This is a genomic window from Microcystis sp. M44BS1, assembly GCF_020244875.1.
In the GTDB taxonomy this organism is placed as follows: Bacteria; Cyanobacteriota; Cyanobacteriia; order Cyanobacteriales; family Microcystaceae; genus Microcystis; species Microcystis panniformis.
Genome location: NZ_JADBVM010000338.1, coordinates 1 through 18,729, shown reverse-complemented (window position 1 = coordinate 18,729; position 18,729 = coordinate 1). Strand labels below are relative to the sequence as shown.

Sequence of the window (18,729 nt, the reverse complement as noted above, 5' to 3'; positions counted from 1 at the left end):
GCCGACAATTTGATAATCATCGGGAAAACCTTGTAAACGTAGCATTTCTCTTTCTGTTAAGCGTCTTTTCCCATCCACTAACAAATAATTATAGGATGCTCCCGCTCGCAAGGCACAGGAATAGGGATAAGCACTGACATTACCTCCTTTATTTTCGTGCCAGATAGTCGGTTCACTATAAGGTTTTTTTCCCTCTCTTTTCAGAAGGCGACTTTTTTGAATTTTTTCGGAAGCATAATAAAAATCTGAGACATTTTCCTCTAATATTTCCGTTAAACTTGTTCTAGATAAAGCTGGTTTTGGCCAGATAAAACGCCGCGCTTCTCGGAAACCAACGATAAAAATACGTTCCCGTTTTTGCGGTAAACCAAAATGAAGCGCATTCAAAACCCGATAATCGGTATAGTAATCTAAATCTTGCAGAGTATCGAGAATAACTTCTAAGGTTTTTCCCTGTTGATGTCCCTGCAATTGCTTGACATTTTCCAGAATAAATGCTGCGGGTTGTTTGGCTTTTAAAATACGAGCAATCTCAAAAAATAGCGTGCCTCTGGTGTCTTCAAACCCCTTTAAATCACCACAAATACTAAAGGGTTGACAGGGAAATCCCGCCATTAAAATATCATGATTGGGAATATCTAGGGCAGCAATTTCGGTAATATCTCCCCGGGGTTGGTCGCCAAAATTAGCGTGATAAATTGACCGAGCATCTTTATCTATATCACAGGAAAAAACACAATCAGATTCTAAGTTTTTTTGGCGACAAACTTGTGCAATTGCCACTCGAAACCCTCCCAAACCACAAAAGAGGTCAATAAAACGAATTTTTTCTTTGTTTTTTAGAAGGTTCATTGATAGCATCTGATCGGCAGTATCGCCAATTATGGGAATAATTAAAAAAGAGACGCTTCTAGAAACGTCTCTAGAGGATTTACTTGCGGTTTTAAACCGTTTCTACCAAGGGACGGGTTAACTTATCCAACTGTTGGGTTAACAGACTCAGGAATAAACCCACATCGGTGACAATACCCACGGATTCTACGGAACCTCGATCGCTTAATTTTGTCACCACGGCCGGGTTAATATCAACACAGACCATTTTTACCCCCGCCGGTGTCATATTGCCCACACCGATGGAATGGAGCATACTAGAGAGCATGAGAATCATGTCTGCACCTTGAATTAAGCGGGAATATTCTTCCTGTGCTTTAATTAAATCCATCTCCGTATCTGGAAGCGGACCATCATCGCGAATTGAACCGGCCAAACTGAAGGGGACATTATTCTTGACGCATTCATACATTACGCCTTTTGTCAATACCCCGGCCGATACAGCTTTGGCGATGCTGCCGTGGCGACGGATGAGGTTGATAATCTTGAGGTGGTGACGATGGCCACCGCGCACGGGGATGCCTTTCTGCATATCCACCCCTAAAGAAGTACCCATGATCGCCTGTTCCATGTCGTGAACTGCGATCGCATTTCCCCCCAGTAAAGCGTGAACGTAACCATCGCGGATTAAACGGGAGAGATGTTGCGCTCCTCCAGTGTGAATGACCACCGGACCTGCCGTTACTACCACTTTACCGCCCTGGTCGCGAATTTTACGCATTTCCCAGGCAATCTGCTCGACGGTTAACTCGACTCGGCGCTCGCTGGAAACCCCCGCACCCATAAAGGTAAATTCCTGGGTGCTGTTGCGTTGTTCCCTGGATTCCGCCTGTCGGATAGTACGGATGCCCTCAACTCCCACCATAACGCGATCGCCAGCTTTTAAATCCCGCAGCAGAGTACATTTCGCGGTTTTGCCTTCCGGACTTTCAGTGACGACGATGGCTGCATCCATGCGTTGATTTTCCACCCGCACCCATTCACAGTTAACCCGCACTTCCGTGGGATAGATGGTGCTGACATAAAAATCATCGGGAGCGACCCCATCTTGTGCCACCACTGCGGTATTGACATCACAGATTTCTTGGGGACGAGCGGCCGCACCGAGGTCGATCAATTGTACCATGATCTCCTCCATTACCTCGTGAGAGGGTGCAGAAACCCGCACTTCGGCCGAGGAGGTACTTTGGCGCTCAATCCCTAAGGTGAAGTTTAAAACCTTGAAGCTGCCCCCATTTCCTACCACAACATCGAGAGCTTTATTCATAATTCCCGCGTCGAGCAGATGACCTTCTAGCTGGAGAATGCGACTTTCAATGGTGACATTAGCGTGATGGTCTGGAATTAGGGGTTCCGTGGTACGCAGGGTTAAACATTTAGCGGCTCCCCCTGCTTTTAAGAACTCCGTCAGGGGAGTTTGTACCACTTCAAACCCTTTTGACACTAACTTATGTTGTAAATCGTCACTAATTTTATTCATGACGATTACTTCACCGATATTCACTGCATTACAAGCAAAGTTAACCGCATCGGCTTCTTCAACGATAATGCGTTTTTCTTCGGGAATTTTTAACTCAATTAACCGATTAGAATAGGCATCAAAAGCATCGGGATAGTAGAGTAGATAACCGCCACTAAGGGGACAAAAACAGGTATCAAGGTGATAGAAACGTTCATCGATTAAACGTAGGGATAAAACCTCGATATCGAGCCATTTAGCGATTAAAGGGTGGGAATCTAACTCAGTTCTGAAGCCATATCCTGCCCATAACCAACGTCCTTCCCGATCTAATAGTGCGTCTCCTGCACCTTCAAAGGGTAAATCTTTTGGCAGTTCGTGAACTGTAAAACCGTTATCTTCAAACCACTGCTTAAAATAGGGTTCTTCTCCCTGTCTTTCTTTGTGTAAAAAGCGACTGAGAACTACAGTTTTTTCCAGAACTAAACCTGCATTAGCGGTAAAAACCATGTCAGGCCAGCCTTTTTCTGGTGTGACTAAATCCACGAGCGCCCGATCCTTGAGAATATGATAAAGCTGCTGCCATTGTTGCCTAGCTTTTTCTTGGGAAGATTTGTGAATGTTGCCCTCCATCCAGGGATTAATCACATAATCCACATCGTAATGATCGGGAGAACACATCAAAAAGCGAATAGTTTCAGTCATATTTTTTGACAATGAATATTCAGTATAAGTAGTCTGGAGATAAGTTTAGACCAATCTTCTATTATACTCTACTTTGCCCCGAAATATCACTAGGTCTAAGATTAGGACAATTCCCGCTCTACAAGCTAAAAACAGCCTGATTCTAGCCGATAACTGACGGCTAGAAGCTTAAATTATTGTAAATCCTGATGTTTAAATAACCCCATAAATTTCGATTTGCGTCCGTGTTCCTTAATTAAACTTTCCCGATAAGTTTGCCATTCTTCCCGTCTTCCCGACATATAAAAGGCATTACGAGCTTTTTTTAGCCATTTAATCGCTTCTTCGTAGCGATCAGCCTTTTTTTCGTCGAGTATCTTTTCCGCAGGAGGACACGCGCGATCGATCACCCAGTTAGGATCGACGGTAGCAGCCGCATCCATTATCCGCCAAATTAGGTGAGACTGCACATAGGAATTATCAGAAATAAGTTTAATTGCATCTATAACTAAATTTTCGTGGAGAAATATATCAATTTTAGCCTCTAGGTAACGCCAATCACTAAACTCGCGCAAGTAATCTAACAAGTCTAATTTTAAATCGGGCCAATCTTCCCCAGCTAAAGACTCAATTTTTTGGTAATGGGAGAAGGAAGGTTGGTCTTGAAATGCCTTAATTCTAGCAGCCAAAGCTGTATCTATATCCCCTAAGGATTGCGCTAGTTCACTTGTCCAGAGAGCTAATTGATAATAATAATTACCAGGGAAATTTAGACCACCCCTGGCAATTATGAGAGCGGATTCTGGTGCGGATTCATCGCGTAAAGCTTTGGCAAAAAAGAAGGCTTCATCGTTTTTAGTTATCATGTTTTTTGATGCTGCCATCGCTTCGTCAATGCGATCAAGATAGACTAACTTAGTTAGATATTCTACCACTTGTCCTGAAGCTAAAGCTAGATTCAAATACTCCTGATCTTTTTCCTGTTTCTCGAAAATTTCTAAGCGAATAGAAGTTAATGTTTGGGCATAATCGGGGATATTATCTGACCACATTTCTGAAAAATTAGCCGATTCTCCCCGTAAAATCTTCTCTAAAACTGGATCGTCCCATCCCTGTTGTAAGGCTGCTAAACTCATCTCAAAATCGGCACTCCATTCATGCTGCCATTGCTCGATCTTTTCCCTTAAATCTTGCTTTTCTTGGGGATTAAATTCTTTACTTAAAATTGCCGCCGTTAGAACTCGATCGATTCTAGCACTTAAATCATCATTAACAGCACCGTAATCTTCTAAATCATCCCATTCCTCGATACAGGAGCTAATAATTGCTTCTAAAATAGCGATCGCATTATCTGGTTCTCCCTTTTGATAATAATCTTTGGCCTCATCTACTAGAGCATAAATTTCATTAGAAATTGGATCTTCTTCGTAGTAATCTTCCTCGATCGCTCGCAGGGATTGCCGCAGTTCATTACGGACAGTATTACGATAAGCTTTGACATTAATAGTTATCTTCCCTCCCGCTTTATTAACTGGGGTAGCTGGCACTAAAAACTTATCAATTGTCTCGATAATTTCTGGGTGTTTAGCCACTAAATGATTAAGCAATTTTCTTAATTTACTTTCATCGATCGGTGTCAATAACTCCTCTAAAGATGCTTTTTTAATAATTAATTCTGGTTGGCGAGAACAGGTTAATAAAACCGCCACAATATGCTTACACCAACCCTCATAATCGTAGGGACAGGAACAGGAGACATTCTCAAGGTTTTCTTGGTTAAAATCTATGGCAACTCGATAGGGTTTAACCTCACTACCACTCACTAAAGCTTGTAGATTTTGCCCCCGTTGCCAAAGAGAAATAACTGCACCGCTATCGTAATAATATTGACCGCGCTGATAGGAAGCATTGGTGCTATTTTGCCGGATAATTTTTTCATTGATAGGAGGAATAGTCATAGTCAGAAAAGGAGAGGATTGGGTGATAAAATCTTGTCTGTGGCCAGAAAACTGCGAGTAGCGAGGCAGACCACTGCATCAGCAACCGAGTCAACTTATCTTCAGTTTAGCCTAAATGTGCTATAGTGAAGACACTATGGAAATTAAAAACATTCCTCTGTCCCAAATTCGTCGTCCTTTACCGCGACAAACCGATCCCGAAAAAGTTAATCAGTTGATGCAATCGATCGCTGAGGAGGGATTACGAGAACCGATCGATGTTTTGGAGGTGGATGGTAACTACTACGGTTTTTCCGGTTGCCATCGCTTTGCCGCTCATCAGCGTCTCGGTAAAGAAACAATTCTCTGTCGAGTTCGTCGCGCTCCTAAATCCGTTTTAGCTAAACACATCGCTTAAGCTGAGAAGTCCCATGAATGAGTCCTTATATAAATATCATCGGCAAAAATTAGAGCAGTTAATGGCAGAAATTGGCTGTAAAAATCTGGAAGAATTGAGTCAGTTATCGGGTCTATCTTCTTGGCAATTGCAGAGAGTTCGCCATGGTTTAATCGCCAAATTATCCTCTGAATCTTTGGTGAAATTAGCTAATGGGCTGCAGCTGCCAGTTAGCGATCTTCTCGCTCATTTTCAAATTCCGACTATGCAGCCAGAGGATTATTCAGGGGAATTAAAAATTCTCGAACAAGAGTATCAAAATTTACAACAAAAATTAGACCAGCAAAAAGACGAATTAGCCGCAGAATTTCAACGTCAAAGCATCGAAGCGATCGAATCTTGGTTAGTGCAATGGCCCACGGCCGAGGCCGTTGCTCGCAAAAATACTGACCTAGCAGCGGTCAAAATCCTCTCTTTAGTTAAACCGATTATGCAGTTACTGGAGCGCTGGGGAGTGCAACCAATTGACAGTGTCGGTGATCATGTTAGTTATGATCCGCAAATCCATCAATTGATCGATGGTCAGGCAGAAATCGGTACACCAGTTCTAGTGCGTTATCGGGGCTATCGTCATGGGGAAAAACTACTTTATCGTGCTAAAGTGAGTTTAATTAAAGTAGAAATGCCAGAAATTCAACCAGTAGAAACAGAAAATGTCACCGCTTAAAGTGATAATTCTTGCAGAGCTTTAGTGCTGTGAAAAGTTCCCCCGTGGTCTGCTTTTATCGAAAAAATCGAGTCTAAAACCTCGCCTTAAGACGAAAAGTTTTTGGAGCGGGACATAAATCCCCATTACAAAACTAATGGCGGCTTGATAAACGCCCTCTGAACGGTTAGGATGATATCTGATTCGGAGGGAAAAATATGTCAACGCCCTACGATAAATGTTTTGACCACATTACTGATCCTGTCCAACGAAATTCTGTTCGCCAGCAATGGTTACAGATGGTTGACGGAGGTTTATCTGTTGCCGATGTTAGGATGCTACTATTAGCGACGCTTGAGCGAAACCCAACCACACTAATGTCGTCAATAATGTTTGGTTTCTAACTGGGATTGGTGCGTTACGCTAACGCTAACACACCCTACACGCTACACTACACTACAAGCTGAAGAATAATAACTCAAGTTGTATTTGTGCTACTTTGAAAATATGAAAGCAACGATCCGAAACGTTAAAATTAGCGAGATTCCCACAGCGATCGAGCAGTTAGGTTTGTCCGCTCATGCGTGTGTCGATTTCACCATCGAGAATCATGAGATGACGGGGAACGAACAGGACGAAACCACCCAAACCTTGATGGAAGTGGTGAATGAAATTCGTGCTTATGCCAAGAGTCAGGGATTGACTGATGAGAAGTTGGAAGAGCTTTTAGTAGATGAATCGTGAACCCATAGTTATCGATACGAACGTCTTTATAAGCTTCGCCTTAAGCAGTACGACAACACCAGCTTTGGCTGTAGAATACGCGATTAATAACTTTATTATTCTGCAAAGTCCCGCAACTATATGCGAGTTGGTCACGAAACTTCTTCTCCCAAAGTTCGAGAGGTACATTACACTGGAGCAGCGCCGACAACTGCTAGTAACAATTTTGGAAATTTCGCTGCTGATTAAACCTACTCACCACACTGAAATTTGCCGAGATCGAGACGATAATAAATTCCTAAATCTGGCAACCAGTGGGGAAGCACGCTATCTTATTACTGGTGACAATGATTTGCTTATACTGCAACGCTATGGGAAAACAGAGATCGTTACACCAAGGGAATTTTTAAAAATTGTTCGGCGGTGAAGTACAAAAAATCCAGTTTGAGTGAGATGATCGAAAGAACAACATCGATAGGGAAAAACACGGGATAGACTTTAATTTTGCTAAGACAAGTGACTTAAGCAGTAGGTTGGGTTGAGCAATAATAACTCTTGTCTGTCAAATATTAGTGACGCTTGAGCGAAACCCAACCACATCAATGTCGTTAAGAATGTTGGGTTTCTAACTGGGATTGGTGCGTTACGCTAACGCTAACTTTTATCTCATCGGTAAAGATTGCAATCCAAAACAGAGACCTTGACAGACTCTTGTTAGGAAATTTAAGTCCAAAGTAGCGATTGTATCCCGAGGACTATGATAGTAGGGATTACGCATATTAGCAGTATCTGTCACCATAATTGCCGAATAACCGCAATCCCAAAAGGGAGAATGATCGCTGCGTCGAGTATCGGGGACGATATAACCTCCAAAAATTACCGGCAACCATTCGCAGGGAGTTTGATTTTCTCTCATGACTCGACTGAGAAAAATTAAATCCTTGCGGGTTTTGAGATTGCCAATCAAAGCGATAAAATCCCCAGTGTTGGGGTAAAAATATTCTAGAAAAGCTGGATATTTTTGAGAATGGGGATTTTTATCACAGTAACCGAGCATTTCTAAGGATAACATTAACCTTAAATCCTGCTTAGTTTGTTTTAATTTTTCCGAATATGCAATGCTCCCCAGTAATCCGTATTCTTCTAGATCAAAGGCAATTAAACGAATTGGATAATTAGCCTGATTCTCCCCAAAAAACCTCGCTAATTCTAATAATACCGCTAATCCCGTGGCGTTATCGTCGGCCCCCGGCGACCCCGGCACCGTGTCATAATGAGCGCCAATTAAAATCGGAGGTTTTTGACTGTTGTTAGGCAAATCCAAGATTAAATTTTCGTAAACTTTTCCCTGAAAAGGGAAAAAATGTGATTCAACCTTTCCCCAATTGCCTAACTCTTGCCGCAGGTATTCTCGCACATAAAAATGTCCTTGACTAGAGAAAAAAGGGTTTCTTTCTCGGACAATTTGTTCTAGGTGTTGGCTTAAGCGATCGCTAAGAAGATCAAACATTGATGGCAGCAGATAATTTAATCAAAAGAGCCAATGGATAGAGAAACTGAGGGAAAAATCGGGGAGAATAATAATTGTTAATTATAAAATATTCTGTGGAGCTAAAATCATGACAAATCTCCAGTGGACTAGCTATGATTGTATCGTTGTCGGGGCGGGATTAGCAGGATTAATCGCCGCGCGTAATCTCCAGAGGCGAGGTCATCAAGTTCTGGTAATCGAAGCGCGAAATCGTTACGGTGGCAGAATGTCTGGTCAATATCTCCCCTCTGGACAGTGGATCGATCGAGGTGGTCAGTGGGTGGGCCCAACCCAAGAGCGTTTTTTAGCCCTCCTCGACGAGTATAAAATACGTCGTTTTCCCTCTCCCAATCAGGGAAAAACCGTCCTAGTCTTTAACAACAAACGCTATGAATTCAATGGTTTTTTTCAAGGTTTCCACGAGGGAGAAGTACCCGATATCGGCGCGGCAGAATGGCAAGATGCGATGTCAGCATGGGCGCGTTTTCAAGAACTAGCCAAAACTCTACCTTCAGGTTATCCCCAAAGCAACGATCACACCAAAAAACTAGACAGTAAAACTTTTGCCCAGTGGATTGAAGAAAACACCAGCACAGATTTTGGTCAATGGTATTTTGCTTATATGGCGCGTGCAGTGGGTTTTCTCGGGCCGGCCGAACCCAACCAAGTCTCACTGCTGCACGTTCTTTGGGGACAAAATTGCGCCGCTCAAGCTGAACATCCAGAAGCCGAACTGATCCATGGCGGAGCGGGACAAATTCCCGACCAGATCGCGGCGGAATTAGGAGAGCGAATTCGACTGGGGGAACCGGTTGTTCGCCTTAATTATGACTCGGCCGGTGTCACCATAGAAACCACCCAGAACACTTTTACCGGCAAATTTGCCATCATTGCCATGCCGCCCCATCTTGCCGGCCGCATTATTTATGATCCCCCGCTGCCACCCCAGCGAGAACAACTAACCCAACGAGTACCGATGGGATGCTGCGCTAAAATCCTGATTTCCTATGAGCAACCTTTCTGGCGAAAACAGGGACTAGCGGGAGTTGCTCAGGGGAATTGTCAATGGTTGGAACTCTGTGCTGATAGTTCCGATCCCGAAACCGGCGTCGGGGTAATCGCCACCTTTGTGGTTGGCGATCGCTATATTCGTTGGCGCTCGATGAGTAGTCCGGCGCGCCGTGCCGCCGTCCTCTCGGATTTAGCTATTTATTTCGGTCAAGAGGCTCTTTTCCCGATCAGTTACGATGAGGTGGATTGGCCCGGGGATCCCTGGACTGGTGGCGCATATTCTGCTTTTATGCCCCCCGGAGTTTGGACAAGTTTCGGCGAGGCTCTTTTTACTCCCGTCGGACCGATTCACTGGGCCGGCACAGAAATGGCCGATCGCTGGCCGGGATTTTTTGAAGGAGCGATCCGCAGCGGTGAGGCGGCAGCCGATCAAATCGCCTTGCTTTTGCGGGAAAAATGAGCATCTACAGGGCTGGGACACCTTTTAGGTCAAAAAAGTCATCATACTCAAGTTTCGTGGCTAATAGGGCAGAAAAATCCTAAATCATCACTATTTCGCCCTGGTAATGTTCGACGAAATACTGCACACGATGACGATATTCTTTAATTGTCCGATCGACCCATTCCCGCTGTTCACTGTTGGCATAGATATGCACTAAAGGTTCTCCGGCATCGGGTAAAATCAATACCCAGTCATCATTAAGGGGATTAATCACCTTCACCCCATCGACCAACTCTAGATTATCGGTAGCGTGAGTTTCCACCAGATAGCGCATCAAGGATCCCTTTACTTTCCAAGGACAACGCACCGCCGTATTCTTATTGTAAATGCGCGGTAACTCGGCCCGCACCTGAGCTAGAGAACGTTCCTGAATGGTTAACATCTCCAAAAGTTTCGCCACGCTGAACATGGCATCAAAACCGGGATGTAATTGCGGAAAAATAAAGCCAGTTTGCCCAGAGCCTCCTAAAACCACATTAGGATTGGTTTGACATCCTTCCATTAAAGCGCTAGGACTGGCTTTTGTCCGCACCACCCGGCCATCGTGACGACGTGCGATCTGTTCCACGGCACTAGAAGCATGAACCGGCACTACCACTGTACCGCGAGGATGGGCGGTCAGAATTGTATTCACCATTAGAGCAGTTAATTGTTCCCCGCGAATCGATAAACCACTCTCATCGACGAGGACTAATTGTTCCCCGTTGGCCGAAACCTGTACCCCTAAGTTCGCTTTCAGGGCCTCCACCACATGGCCCAATTGATGGATTAGTAACTCTCTTTCCTGCATGGAAAGGGCATTCTGACGTAAACTGGCATTGAGAACCACGGCATCACAGCCAAATTTGGCCAGTAATTCTGGTAAAATTGCCCCTGAGACTCCGTAGGCGTAATCAATGACGATTTTGGAGCTACTATTGCGAATGGCCTCCACATTTAGCTGAGTTTCAAAGGTTTTGCGGTAATTATCGAGAATATCAGCCGGATAGGACATACTGCCGATTTCCTGCATTCCCACCCGTCGCAGATCTTCTTTGAAATAGGCCCCTTCGATTTTCTTTTCCCTCGCTTTGGAAACATTAATTCCTTTTTCGTCTAAAAACTCGATTAAGAGAAAATCCGGGCGATCGGGATGAATACGAACGTGAATGCCACCGACTACGTTTAATTTAGCCACTAAAGTCCGCGAAATCGGTAAAGCATTCGCTTGTAGGTTTTGGATATTAACTCCCACGGACATTAAACCGGCAATCAGCGAGCGACTGACCATGCGCGAGACACTACGTTGATCCCGGGAGACGATTACCGTTGACCCCGGTTTTAGAATGGACCCGTAGGATGCCCCCAGTTTAACGGCGAATTCGGGCGTGATATCGATGTTAGCGAGGCCCGATACTCCTCGTTGACCAAAGAGGTTTTTATGGGCAGTATTTCCCCAAATCAGGTTAATATTGAGGATGGCTCCCGATTCGATCTGTTTACTCGGCCAGACTCTGACCCCAGAATTGATCTGCGCTTCTTCCCCGACGATCGATAATTGTCCGATCACCGCACCTTCCTGTACCTGGGCCCGTCGATCGATTCTGGTTCCTCTAGCGATCGTACAAGCGGCTAAATTGACCTCATCCCCGATCACCACACCATTCCAGAGGATGGGACGTTTCAGATCGGAACCGGCACCGATGGTGACATTATCGCCGATAACCGAACCCCTCTCGATCAGAACATTTGCACCAATGCGGCAATGATTGCCGATCATGGCTGGTGCCTCGATCTGGGCGCTAGGATCGATATAGGTATTAGTGCCGACCCATACCCCGGGGGATTTTTCTCGATAGGGAAATTCCAGGTTAACTTTGCCGGATAAAGCATCGTATTGCGCTTCTCGGTAGGCCTCCAGATGACCGACATCGCACCAATAACCATCGGCCACATAACCATACATAGGTTCGCCCCTTTGCAGCAGCAGTGGAAACAAATCTTTAGAAAAGTCGGTTTCTTCTTTGTAGGGGAGATAATCGAGGACTTCTGGTTCGAGAATATAGGTTCCGGTGTTGACGGTATCGGAAAAAATCTCGCTGGTGGATGGTTTTTCGATAAAACGGCGAATTCTGCCTTCTTTGTCGGTAATCACTACCCCAAACTCGATCGGATTGGGAACGCGCGTCAGGACGAGGGTTGCTTTCGAGTTTTTGCTTTTATGAAATGCGATCGCTTTTTGCAGGTCAAAATCGGTGATACTATCGCCACTAATCACCAGAAAGGTATCATCTAACCATTCGGCAATATTTTTCACACATCCCGCGGTGCCTAGGGGTTGATCCTCCTCGACAGCGTAGGTGATTTTTACCCCAAAGTCGCTGCCGTCTTGAAAGTAGTCGCGCATGACATCGGGAAGATAGTGCAGGGTGGTGATAATTTCGGTAATGTCATGCTTTCGTAGTAAATTGATAATATGTTCGGCGATCGGACGGTTGATAATCGGAACCATCGGTTTGGGAAGATCACAAGTAAGCGGACGTAATCTTGTCCCCGAACCACCTGCCATTAGTACCGCTCGCATAACTTCCTCCCAAGGCTATCTTTTCGCCGTTTTTAAATATTTTTTTCAAATTCTGGCTTTAGTTTTCCTATCTCGATCGAGCTAGTTCCTAACCGGCATTCTAACACCGTCTCCCGGATTCAGGACAATATTTTCTTTTCCCAAGTCGGCAAAACCCAAGCTTAAAATGAGAGATGTGAATTGTCTAAATTCAAGGATGAGATGGCATGAGACTCGTTATTTTTATCTTAATAATTGTTTATGGTGTCGGTGGTTGGAAATTCTGGAATGGGTACAGAAGCACTAACTTTAGTTCCAGTTTACCCAATCGTTTAGCTCTAACACTGTTCTGGCCGCTTCTGTTGGCTGTTAATCCCGCCTACCGCAAGAATTTTAAAAAAGCCCTCAAGGGCAAATAAAATTAACATACTGCCAAGGTCACGGCCATAAAACAGAAAGTAGCTGGGTATCGAGGTGTTTTTTCGCCGATTAGTCGAGATTACCCCCCCAAAAAAACCCTAAATAATCCACGGCAATCAACAGTTTAGCCGTGGATGTCTTATCATGGTTAGGGAAAAAATTGGGGTCGTAGCTCAGTTGGATAGAGCGAGTGCCTCCTAAGCACTAGGCCGCCGGTTCGATCCCGGCCGATCCCGCCTTTTTCAGTGTTGCCAAAGGCACGGCGTAGCCGTCCAGTAAACAGTGAAAAGAGCCTGGGAAACTGCTATTTATAGCACTTTTCACGTTACTGAGGTATCGACAAGTTTTGCCAACAAAGGGATTAAGCCCCTTGCCCATGCCTCATTCTGATAAAAACTGCTATAGCATCAACCCCATTATCGAAATATTTACGGGCTTAATTAAGCCCGTAGGCACGGCTACGGGCAACTTCTAGAGGTTAGGCTTGATCTCTTCTGTTCTTGTTAATCTGTCGGATGATTTCAATCATTTGAGCGTGTCGATCATCCATTCTCTCTAGATGCCGGTAAAAATCGGCTTGAGTCTCATAAAAATCTGATTGTGCGCTTGCTATTCGAGCTAGGTAATCGTAAAGCCCTTTTTTCTCCTGTTTCCGTTCCTCGCGGTCACTAGCGACGGCATCAGCTAGGGCTTGAATAGCGCAAGCGTTCGATTCCACTATTCTCTCGATCCGCTCTAATCTGTCTTCTGACATTTTGGTAAACTCCTAATAGACTAATTCTTGTCCCCCACCGATGCCCGTCGGATGGGGGAATAACTTTAATTATGGGCTTTTCGATGCCAACGCTGATCCGATTTCCTAAATTCCCACTGTAATGCGATCTCATCAGGAGTCTTAATCTTTCCTGACTAAGCTAAGACGCATTTAAACCGCTTATTCCTGGACTTCCCCCCCTTGCCCCCCCGACATCGGGGGGGTGTTGCCTTTTGCCTCTTGCCTCGTCTCAACAAGCAATTTAAATTACGAACAGCTTATTACCAAGTCAGGGAGACAAAATCAAGGGTTTTCCCGTTACAGGAAAACCCACATATAGCACTTTTCACGTTACTGAGGTATCGACAAGTTTTGCCAACAAAGGGCTTAAGCCCCTTGCCCATACCTCATTCTGATGAAAACTGCTATAATACTGCTCACTTAAAACTCAAAACTCAAAACTCAAAACTGATCACTGATAACTGATCACTGATCACTGATATTTATCTTCTCATTCTGCCCTTAACTTGATACCAAAGCCTTCTTAAACGTAGATCGAGAGAAAAACCCCGACGGGTGGGAATAACAATCGTGCCACCGATGCGATCGTGGAAAGCGCGGTTAAATTGCTCATCGCCGATCGCCATACCACAATCGGCGAAAAGGGGCGAAGATAATAAAATCAAGCTTAAAGGATTGCCAAAAAAAGTATTTAACCCTACCATCATTAAAGCTGCCCCGCCACCAGCGATCGCCTCTCGTTTGCTTAACTCCAAAATTCCGGGTAAACGCTGAAGTCGTAGATCGATGATCTTCATATCCAAGGCCCAACGTCCTAAACTCTGACCCCGATTCTGTGCGACTAATAACACCCGCAAACACCACCAGATCAGGAGAAAAAGGAAAAATTGCAGTACAGGCGAACTGTTGGCAAAGGAGCTTAAAAACCAGATCGAGGCAAAGTCGATCAGGAAAGCATAGGCGCGACGATCTAAGGGAATTTTCGGAAATTTTTGCGGTAGATTATCTTCAGGCGGGATCGGGTAAACCATAAAAGACCTCTTGTAAAAATCAAAAATTGTTGTTAGGGTTAGGAGTCAGTAGCCAGTAGTCAGGAGTCAGGAGAATTAAGAATGAATAATAATCAGTTAAATAGTCTATTTACAGACTTTATGCCATTTAATCCTTATTTTTGCCGTTTTTGAACCCTGAAAAATTAATTATGCAAGAGATTTAAAGTAAATTCTCGGAAAAATCCTGCTGTTTATCTTCCACTTTAATCGGGAAATTGGCAATTCTAGGATAGTTGTCTCTTGTCTTTTTTCTCCCCCTGTCTCGGAGTCTTCCGTCTCGGAGTCTGCTCACCTAACGGCAGATTTTTGATTTTTGCAGGAGATATAATTATTAATCGACTCGGAGATCTAAGCTACCATTGAGCAAAGGTAGCCCAGAATACAGGGATAATCATGGAGCAAGATTCATTACTAACGGAGGTTATTCTGACCCATCCGCGGCAAAGTTTGGGAGAGATCCAATTGGATTGGATGCCACAACCGGGTAATTATTTGGCCTTAAAAGGACAAACCTACGCAGTTTTGGAACGTCACCACCAGTATCAATACAAGATTGGTGGCTATTGTTTACGCAAAATTTCCCTTTATGTACAAACTGCTCCCACTCCTAACGAAAAAAGTTTGATTGAAGGACGTTGGGTGATGGGGGATGCTAGTTGTCGTTTTAACGCCAGATCTGAACTGTTGCGCTGTGCGATTAACCCCTCCGGTCCCTGTCAAGATTGTCGTTTTTACGAAACTATTAACCCTTAAAAGAGCCTTTTTTGGGAATAATCTGGCTATTTTCCCCGATATATACCGATAGCTAACCGCTATAAGTAGTCGGACATAAATTCTGTCGTCTGTCTTAAGAAATGTAATTCTGGCAATTCTTGCTGACGACCGACTCCCACGGTTAACTTTACTTTTGTCCGACCACTTAGTGAGCAATCGCCTATGAATCATCCTTACTCTTGGATCGAGGATAGCTTAAAAACCCTCCATCGGGCCAATTGGTATCGAAGGGTTAAAACCATTCAAGGCCGGGGCGGAGCCGTTATAGAATTAGAGGGTCGATCGCTGATTAATTTTGCCAGTAATGATTATCTGGGATTAGCAGCCGATGAAAGAATGATCGCAGCAGCCATAGCAGCGACACAAAGCTATGGAACTGGAAGCACCGGCTCGCGTCTATTAAGTGGACACCGAGATATTCATCGAGATTTAGAATTAGCGATCGCATCCTTTAAAAATAGCGAAGACGCGATCGTTTTTAGTTCGGGATATTTAGCCAATTTGGGGACAATTACCTGTTTAGTGGCGCAGAAAGACCTGATTTTAGGAGATCAATACAATCACTCTAGCCTCAAAAATGGAGCCAAGTTAAGCGGTGCCACGGTGAAAGAATACCGGCACAATAGTCTCGAAGACTTAGAAAATCAGTTATTAGCCCACCGTCATCACTATCGTCATTGTTTGCTGCTCACTGATACAGTGTTTAGTATGGATGGGGATATCTGTCCCCTGGCGGGAATTCTCGCTCTAGCCGAGATTTATAATTGTATGGTTTTGGTGGATGAGGCCCACGCTACCGGAGTTATGGGGGAAAATGGCACAGGTTGTGTGGAATATTGTGGTTGTCAGGGACGGGAATTAATTCAGATGGGGACCCTGAGTAAAGCTTTAGGCAGTTTAGGGGGATATGTAACCGGAAACGCCAAAATTGTCGATTTTATCCGCAATCGCGCCGCCACCTGGATTTATACTACCGGTTTATCCCCCGCCGACACCGCCGCCGCTAGAATGGCGTTAGAGATTATTCGTCTGGAACCGGAACGTCGCCAACGCCTACACCAAAATATTAATTTTGTCAAGAGTAAATTAAATAATTTTAATATATTGCCTTCGGAAGCGGCGATTTTATGTTTACCGGTGGCCAATCCGGGTCAAGCCCTAGAATTATCGCAAAAACTGCTAGAAAAAGGGATTTTTGCCCCCGCCATTCGTCCTCCTACCGTTCCCACCAGTCGTCTGCGATTTACTGCCATGGCCACCCATAGCCTCGCCCATCTAGAGATTCTTGTCCAGTCTATTGGCGAATCTTTCCCCACATAGGGAAAAAGTTTTTCGTGGGAAGTGGGGAACAACTAAGTTGAGCGGCGGTTAGCATCCTTGATCCCATCATCAAGCTCTCTAGCCTGGCCGCTCCAACGACTTGTTAGACTGGGCTTTCGCAATAAGTTTACGACTTCTCTGCCGCTTGCTGCTTCCTTTTTGCGTAGGTCTGCAAAGATTGCATCCAAGTCATAGTTGAAGGACTTGGCATACTCTTCACGGATTCGGTGGATCTCCTCGACAATTTCATCTGTCCACATGACTTAATCTCCCATTAGTTCGTTGGGTGTGCAAAGGATAGGCAATACATAGCCACAACCAAGGGTAATCTCAGCTAACTTACCCTGTATTTGGGCATTAGCAATATGCTTACAGTTCCACGTTAACAGATAATCCATGCCGTGGACAGTTGCGGCGGCAATGTGGATCGCGTCAACTTTCGCTTTTGGAGGCAGATTACTGCGGGTTAAGAATTGTTTAGCCAAATCTTGTGCAGCGTCATTCAATGCTAACAAGGGAAAATCACGCAAAATATCCAGCCTTTGGGAGGCGATCGCTGTATCCCCTTTAGCTACTTCCTCTAGGACAGCCTCCGAAGTGTACAGAATAAAGTCGTTTCGACGAAATTCCCACCATTCCCGTGTTATTTCAATATTGGCAGCAATAATCAGGTTTTTGGTCGATCTGGCTGTCAGATAACCAATAACACTGGTTTCAATATAGACGGTTTCGCTCACGGCAATCTAGAAAATCTATCCCACGTCTATCCTACTGCATTTAATCTTGGTTTTGAGGGAGTTGGGTAACAGCCGTCAACCCAAGCTACAAGAGCAGCGATCTGCTACGCAGTGCCTTCGGCATCGCACTTAAACCCACAGCTGCAATCAATGTGCATGGTGCGTTCCCCCAAAAATTGATCGCTGGAGCAGTAGGAGCCACATTAGGGAACGCACCCTACAAGATTGCTAACGCTTAGTTTTTGTCTGCCGGGGTGTGGCGGTGCTTGAAGCCAGCCCCCAGAGCGACGATAACCCCCAATCCGACGAGGGCAGAAGGTTCCGGGGTTGTAGCAGGAGGAAGGGCAGGGCTGGTGGTAAATTGGGTAATGGTCACAGCCGTGATACTACCCGACGTGGCATTGAATGAAGTAGCAGACAAAGCGCTAAAAAGCGATGTACTATTCAGGGCACTTAAAAAGCCAATGCTATCAGTCCCGCCGGTATGGCTAATCAACACCACGAGATCGCCGCCTTGGTAGGTGTAGGGCGTGGTGAAGTTAATCACAGGACCAAAGGGGTTGGTTGTGGGGTTAACCGCTCCGCCTGGAAAAGCCCCAGCAGCGAAGGCGAGCGCACCACTACGCACCAGTACAGGATTGGTTAAATTACTGGCAAAGGTGGTACTTAGGCTAGAAATCGGATTGGCAGCTTGGGCAAGGGTGAGATCCCAATTAGTAAAACTGGTTGCCGGAGAAGATGGGTTTGACTGACCAGATGAAATACGAAAGGTGAGACCTGTAATCTGATCCCCAACGTTAATACCGGACAGCAGAGATGCCCCATACTGCATAAGGTAGGTTCGGTTTCCATTATTAAGCGCAGTACTTATTCCGGCATTGGCCGTTTGGTTGGGGGCGACGACGGTGGCGGCGTGGGTCTGGGGGGCAAGAGCGACGGGTAGGGATAGGGCGATCGCAGTGGCGATCAAAGTTAGAGCGGGCTGCGTTTTCATAGGAATAGAGATGATTAGATGGAAAAATACTTAGAAATTACATCGCGACTTTACAATGGGGGGGGGAAATGTCAAGCTTGTTGGAACACAGGTGGTGATTCGGTAGTAGTGATGGCGGCTTAATCCTTTGCTTTGCTGTGCATTGTAGTCATGGATAAAATACCAAACAGCCCCAACGTGATTCTCCATTTTTTTAGAGAAAGATAGACTCTCTCTCACCAGCCGAGAAATCCTTTGTCGAAAGGTATTATTTAATCTTTCAATATGATTAGTT

18 protein-coding genes, 1 tRNA gene and 1 pseudogene are annotated in these 18,729 nt (G+C 44.9%); 9 read left to right on the top strand and 11 right to left on the bottom strand.

Annotated elements, in window-relative coordinates; all coding sequences use genetic code 11:
• The 3 genes from IM515_RS24815 to IM515_RS24805 all read right to left on the bottom strand — a co-directional run.
• Positions 1-852 (bottom strand): DNA cytosine methyltransferase (locus IM515_RS24815; protein ID WP_287629469.1); only part of this gene is annotated, 852 nt, incomplete at its 3' end.
• A 91-nt stretch (positions 853-943) separates the two neighbouring features.
• On the bottom strand, positions 944-3,055 hold the full coding sequence (gene argZ, locus IM515_RS24810) for a bifunctional arginine dihydrolase/ornithine cyclodeaminase (protein WP_287629468.1): 2,112 nt from the start codon (positions 3,053-3,055) through the stop codon (positions 944-946).
• 173 nt (positions 3,056-3,228) lie between these two features.
• Entirely contained in the window at positions 3,229-4,992 is a 1,764-nt protein-coding gene (locus IM515_RS24805) for an SWIM zinc finger family protein (protein WP_287629467.1), read from the bottom strand.
• A 115-nt stretch (positions 4,993-5,107) separates the two neighbouring features.
• Between IM515_RS24805 and IM515_RS24800 the strand changes: the two genes are divergently transcribed.
• The 4 genes from IM515_RS24800 (at position 5,108) to IM515_RS24785 (ending at position 7,224) form a co-directional block, all read left to right on the top strand.
• Positions 5,108-5,389, top strand: a complete 282-nt coding sequence (locus IM515_RS24800) for a ParB N-terminal domain-containing protein (protein ID WP_002765183.1) — start codon at positions 5,108-5,110, stop codon at positions 5,387-5,389.
• 13 nt (positions 5,390-5,402) lie between these two features.
• Complete coding sequence (locus tag IM515_RS24795; RefSeq protein ID WP_287629466.1) at positions 5,403-6,095, top strand: helix-turn-helix domain-containing protein; 693 nt, start codon at positions 5,403-5,405, stop codon at positions 6,093-6,095.
• Positions 6,096-6,581: 486 nt separating this feature from the next.
• Positions 6,582-6,818, top strand: coding sequence for a hypothetical protein (locus IM515_RS24790; RefSeq protein ID WP_002743252.1), 237 nt, complete (start codon positions 6,582-6,584; stop codon positions 6,816-6,818).
• Positions 6,808-7,224: a putative toxin-antitoxin system toxin component, PIN family gene (locus IM515_RS24785; RefSeq protein WP_287629465.1), complete on the top strand. Its 417-nt coding sequence runs from the start codon at positions 6,808-6,810 to the stop codon at positions 7,222-7,224. Before IM515_RS24790 ends, IM515_RS24785 begins: the two co-directional genes overlap by 11 nt.
• Before the next feature lie 234 nt (positions 7,225-7,458).
• On the opposite strand, the gene IM515_RS24780 is transcribed toward IM515_RS24785, so the two are convergent.
• On the bottom strand, positions 7,459-8,307 hold the full coding sequence (locus IM515_RS24780; RefSeq protein ID WP_287629464.1) for a M28 family metallopeptidase: 849 nt from the start codon (positions 8,305-8,307) through the stop codon (positions 7,459-7,461).
• Positions 8,308-8,416: 109 nt separating this feature from the next.
• Between IM515_RS24780 and IM515_RS24775 the strand changes: the two genes are divergently transcribed.
• Positions 8,417-9,799: a flavin monoamine oxidase family protein gene (locus tag IM515_RS24775; RefSeq protein ID WP_287629463.1), complete on the top strand. Its 1,383-nt coding sequence runs from the start codon at positions 8,417-8,419 to the stop codon at positions 9,797-9,799.
• Between the two features lie 79 nt (positions 9,800-9,878).
• Here IM515_RS24775 and IM515_RS24770 read toward each other — a convergent pair whose 3' ends face one another.
• On the bottom strand, positions 9,879-12,404 hold the full coding sequence (locus IM515_RS24770) for a mannose-1-phosphate guanyltransferase (protein WP_287629461.1): 2,526 nt from the start codon (positions 12,402-12,404) through the stop codon (positions 9,879-9,881).
• A 206-nt stretch (positions 12,405-12,610) separates the two neighbouring features.
• Here IM515_RS24770 and IM515_RS24765 point away from each other — a divergent pair, with 206 nt between their 5' ends.
• Both IM515_RS24765 and IM515_RS24760 read left to right on the top strand, forming a co-directional pair.
• Positions 12,611-12,802 (top strand): hypothetical protein, encoded by a 192-nt coding sequence (locus tag IM515_RS24765; protein WP_043996345.1) that lies wholly within the window; start codon positions 12,611-12,613, stop codon positions 12,800-12,802.
• Between the two features lie 163 nt (positions 12,803-12,965).
• Positions 12,966-13,039: transfer RNA gene (locus tag IM515_RS24760), tRNA-Arg, on the top strand.
• A gap of 242 nt (positions 13,040-13,281) precedes the next feature.
• Here IM515_RS24760 and IM515_RS24755 read toward each other — a convergent pair.
• Both IM515_RS24755 and IM515_RS24750 read right to left on the bottom strand, forming a co-directional pair.
• Positions 13,282-13,557 carry a hypothetical protein gene (locus IM515_RS24755; protein WP_002772747.1) on the bottom strand — a complete coding sequence of 92 codons (276 nt, stop codon included), beginning with the start codon at positions 13,555-13,557 and terminating at the stop codon, positions 13,282-13,284.
• A gap of 503 nt (positions 13,558-14,060) precedes the next feature.
• On the bottom strand, positions 14,061-14,609 hold the full coding sequence (locus IM515_RS24750; protein WP_002765175.1) for an RDD family protein: 549 nt from the start codon (positions 14,607-14,609) through the stop codon (positions 14,061-14,063).
• 414 nt (positions 14,610-15,023) lie between these two features.
• On the opposite strand from IM515_RS24750, the gene IM515_RS24745 reads away from it, so the two are divergent.
• Positions 15,024-15,383, top strand: a complete 360-nt coding sequence (locus IM515_RS24745; protein WP_002765174.1) for a DUF6464 family protein — start codon at positions 15,024-15,026, stop codon at positions 15,381-15,383.
• Positions 15,384-15,566: 183 nt separating this feature from the next.
• The gene (gene bioF / locus IM515_RS24740; RefSeq protein WP_287629459.1) at positions 15,567-16,724 is read left to right on the top strand and encodes an 8-amino-7-oxononanoate synthase; all 1,158 of its coding nucleotides are present in this window, start codon (positions 15,567-15,569) and stop codon (positions 16,722-16,724) included.
• Between the two features lie 32 nt (positions 16,725-16,756).
• Here the strand turns inward: bioF and IM515_RS24735 are convergent, their stop codons facing one another.
• The 4 genes and pseudogenes from IM515_RS24735 to IM515_RS24720 form a co-directional block, all read right to left on the bottom strand.
• Positions 16,757-16,984, bottom strand: coding sequence for a hypothetical protein (locus tag IM515_RS24735; RefSeq protein WP_016516502.1), 228 nt, complete (start codon positions 16,982-16,984; stop codon positions 16,757-16,759).
• 3 nt (positions 16,985-16,987) lie between these two features.
• Positions 16,988-17,461, bottom strand: a complete 474-nt coding sequence (locus IM515_RS24730) for a type II toxin-antitoxin system VapC family toxin (RefSeq protein ID WP_052276626.1) — start codon at positions 17,459-17,461, stop codon at positions 16,988-16,990.
• 235 nt (positions 17,462-17,696) lie between these two features.
• A complete protein-coding gene (locus IM515_RS24725) occupies positions 17,697-18,455 on the bottom strand; it encodes a hypothetical protein (protein ID WP_287629457.1) in 759 nt (252 codons plus the stop codon).
• Between the two features lie 138 nt (positions 18,456-18,593).
• Positions 18,594-18,729: pseudogene (locus IM515_RS24720) on the bottom strand (IS1 family transposase); the annotation flags it as partial.

Excerpts from the sequence above, each read along its gene's own strand:
- IM515_RS24795 (WP_287629466.1), top strand. The coding sequence starts at position 5,403 with ATGAATGAGTCCTTATATAAATATCATCGGCAAAAATTAGAGCAGTTA.
- IM515_RS24805 (WP_287629467.1), bottom strand. The coding sequence starts at position 4,992 with ATGACTATTCCTCCTATCAATGAAAAAATTATCCGGCAAAATAGCACC.
- IM515_RS24770 (WP_287629461.1), bottom strand. The coding sequence starts at position 12,404 with ATGCGAGCGGTACTAATGGCAGGTGGTTCGGGGACAAGATTACGTCCG.
- IM515_RS24765 (WP_043996345.1), top strand. The coding sequence starts at position 12,611 with ATGAGACTCGTTATTTTTATCTTAATAATTGTTTATGGTGTCGGTGGT.
- IM515_RS24745 (WP_002765174.1), top strand. The coding sequence starts at position 15,024 with ATGGAGCAAGATTCATTACTAACGGAGGTTATTCTGACCCATCCGCGG.
- argZ (WP_287629468.1), bottom strand. The coding sequence starts at position 3,055 with ATGACTGAAACTATTCGCTTTTTGATGTGTTCTCCCGATCATTACGAT.
- IM515_RS24750 (WP_002765175.1), bottom strand. The coding sequence starts at position 14,609 with ATGGTTTACCCGATCCCGCCTGAAGATAATCTACCGCAAAAATTTCCG.
- bioF (WP_287629459.1), top strand. The coding sequence starts at position 15,567 with ATGAATCATCCTTACTCTTGGATCGAGGATAGCTTAAAAACCCTCCAT.
- IM515_RS24790 (WP_002743252.1), top strand. The coding sequence starts at position 6,582 with ATGAAAGCAACGATCCGAAACGTTAAAATTAGCGAGATTCCCACAGCG.
- IM515_RS24735 (WP_016516502.1), bottom strand. The coding sequence starts at position 16,984 with ATGTGGACAGATGAAATTGTCGAGGAGATCCACCGAATCCGTGAAGAG.
- IM515_RS24755 (WP_002772747.1), bottom strand. The coding sequence starts at position 13,557 with ATGTCAGAAGACAGATTAGAGCGGATCGAGAGAATAGTGGAATCGAAC.
- IM515_RS24800 (WP_002765183.1), top strand. The coding sequence starts at position 5,108 with ATGTGCTATAGTGAAGACACTATGGAAATTAAAAACATTCCTCTGTCC.
- IM515_RS24725 (WP_287629457.1), bottom strand. The coding sequence starts at position 18,455 with ATGAAAACGCAGCCCGCTCTAACTTTGATCGCCACTGCGATCGCCCTA.
- IM515_RS24775 (WP_287629463.1), top strand. The coding sequence starts at position 8,417 with ATGACAAATCTCCAGTGGACTAGCTATGATTGTATCGTTGTCGGGGCG.
- IM515_RS24785 (WP_287629465.1), top strand. The coding sequence starts at position 6,808 with ATGAATCGTGAACCCATAGTTATCGATACGAACGTCTTTATAAGCTTC.
- IM515_RS24780 (WP_287629464.1), bottom strand. The coding sequence starts at position 8,307 with ATGTTTGATCTTCTTAGCGATCGCTTAAGCCAACACCTAGAACAAATT.